Source organism: Ralstonia sp. RL (assembly GCF_001683835.1).
Taxonomy (GTDB): domain Bacteria; phylum Pseudomonadota; class Gammaproteobacteria; order Burkholderiales; family Burkholderiaceae; genus Ralstonia; species Ralstonia mannitolilytica.
Genome location: NZ_LWRX01000163.1, coordinates 1 through 1,625, shown reverse-complemented (window position 1 = coordinate 1,625; position 1,625 = coordinate 1). Strand labels below are relative to the sequence as shown.

Sequence of the window (1,625 nt, the reverse complement as noted above, 5' to 3'; positions counted from 1 at the left end):
GAGTTCGACGGCCAGCGCCGACTTCTGCGCCCCGTCGGGCATGGCCTTGAAGCGCTCGGCCAGATCGAGCAGCACCGCGTCGGTGGCCCGCAGCGTGCCGTCCTGGTTCTGGAAGGCCACGCCGAGCGCTTCGAAGCGCCGGGCAGACTCCTCCGAGCCCGTGGCCGCCTCGAACATCGAGGTGGCGAGCTTCTTGAGCCCGGTCTCGAAGGTCTGCGCGGCCACGCCCGAGAGTTCGGCCGCCGGCATCAGGGCAGACAGCGCCTCCACCGTGATGCCGACGCGCTGCGAGAGCTTGTTGAGGGCATCGGCCGAGTCGAGTGCGGACTTCACCATCGCGCCGAATCCGGAGACGGACACCGCCACGCCCAGGTTGGCGAGCACGCCGTTGACGCTCCTGGCCGCATCGGCCAGCCCGCCCAGGTTCCGCTTGATCGAGTCGAAGGCCGCGCGCGTCTCGTCGACGGCGCGGATGAGGATTTGGGCGCGGTTGTTTGCCATGACTTGGTATCCCCTGACGCCTGCGCTAGAATCTGACCAGACTGGTTAGATTCGGAGGCCGCTATGCGCACTTGGCAAATTCAAGAAGCCAAAGCCCACTTGTCTGAACTCGTGCGGGACACGGAAAGCGCCGGCCCACAGGAGATCACTTGGCATGGAAGGGTTGTGGCCGTCGTGCTATCGAAGGCCGAATACGAACGGTTGACCGGTACCGGGCATTCGCTGGTTGAATTCATGCGCCGTTCCCCGTTGTTCGGCAGCGATGACATAGACCTCACGCGTGATGCCAGCCTCACCCGTGAGGTGTCGATTTGAGCTACCTGATCGACACCAATGTGCTGTCAGAACTGCGCAAGCGTGAGCCGAACGCCAAGGTCGCTCAGTGGTTTGCCAAGCGCCCGGCCAGTACCCTGTACTTGAGCGTGCTGACGCTTGGTGAGCTACGCAAAGGCATCGACGCACTGCCAGAAACGCCCCGTAAACTGGCGCTGCTTGATTGGCTGGAAGCCGAGTTGCCGATGTTTTTCGCGGGCCGGATTCTTGCGGTTGATTCCAAGGTCGCTGATCGATGGGGCCGCTTGGTGGCGCAGGCTCGCCGCCCCTTGCCTGCCATCGATAGTCTGCTGGCAGCCACGGCTTTGACCCATGGACTGACGCTGATCACGCGCAACCTCAAGGATTTTCAGCACCCGGATTTGGTGGTGCTTGATCCCTGGTCAGAGTAGACAACTCTGTCAGCGCAGCATGTCGTCCAGTTCCCGTTGAATCGCCCGCGCCAGCGCCGGCAAGGCCCGTTGCACTCCGGCGGCGAGATCCAAGCGCCGCTTCAGATCCACCCGACGCACCAGCACGGCAATCGGAATCTCCTGGCCGCGTTGCAGGCGCTTGGTGCCGGAGCGCTGCCGCTCGGCGCGCTTGAAGCGGGCCAGTTGCGCGGCGTTCTCCCGGATGTTCTCGGCCATCAGCAGCACGCGACCGTTCTTCTCGACGAAGAAGGCATTGCCCGAGCGCATCAGGCCGTCGATCACGGTCTTGAAGCGCTTGGGGCCGATGCGGCCAGGCAGCAGCGGGATCAACATCCGGCCCGCCACCGTGCCGCCTTGGGCGTGGATGCCCAGCCAAGG

3 protein-coding genes and 1 pseudogene are annotated in these 1,625 nt (G+C 64.3%); 2 read left to right on the top strand and 2 right to left on the bottom strand.

The window, feature by feature from the left end; all coding sequences use genetic code 11:
* Nucleotides 1-501 (bottom strand): annotated as a pseudogene (locus tag A6M56_RS15510) (phage tail protein); the annotation flags it as partial.
* A gap of 63 nt (nt 502-564) precedes the next feature.
* On the opposite strand from A6M56_RS15510, the gene A6M56_RS15505 reads away from it, so the two are divergent.
* On the top strand, nt 565-816 hold the full coding sequence (locus A6M56_RS15505) for a type II toxin-antitoxin system Phd/YefM family antitoxin (RefSeq protein ID WP_019562410.1): 252 nt from the start codon (nt 565-567) through the stop codon (nt 814-816).
* Nucleotides 813-1,226, top strand: coding sequence for a type II toxin-antitoxin system VapC family toxin (locus tag A6M56_RS15500; RefSeq protein ID WP_286758233.1), 414 nt, complete (start codon nt 813-815; stop codon nt 1,224-1,226). The genes A6M56_RS15505 and A6M56_RS15500 overlap by 4 nt, the downstream gene beginning before the upstream one ends.
* A gap of 9 nt (nt 1,227-1,235) precedes the next feature.
* On the opposite strand, the gene A6M56_RS15495 is transcribed toward A6M56_RS15500, so the two are convergent.
* A partial coding sequence (locus tag A6M56_RS15495; protein WP_286758232.1) for a DUF6441 family protein occupies nt 1,236-1,625 on the bottom strand: 390 nt, incomplete at its 5' end.

Bases quoted from the DNA above. Each gene is read 5' to 3' on its own strand.
- A6M56_RS15505 (WP_019562410.1), top strand. From the start codon at position 565: ATGCGCACTTGGCAAATTCAAGAAGCCAAAGCCCACTTGTCTGAACTC.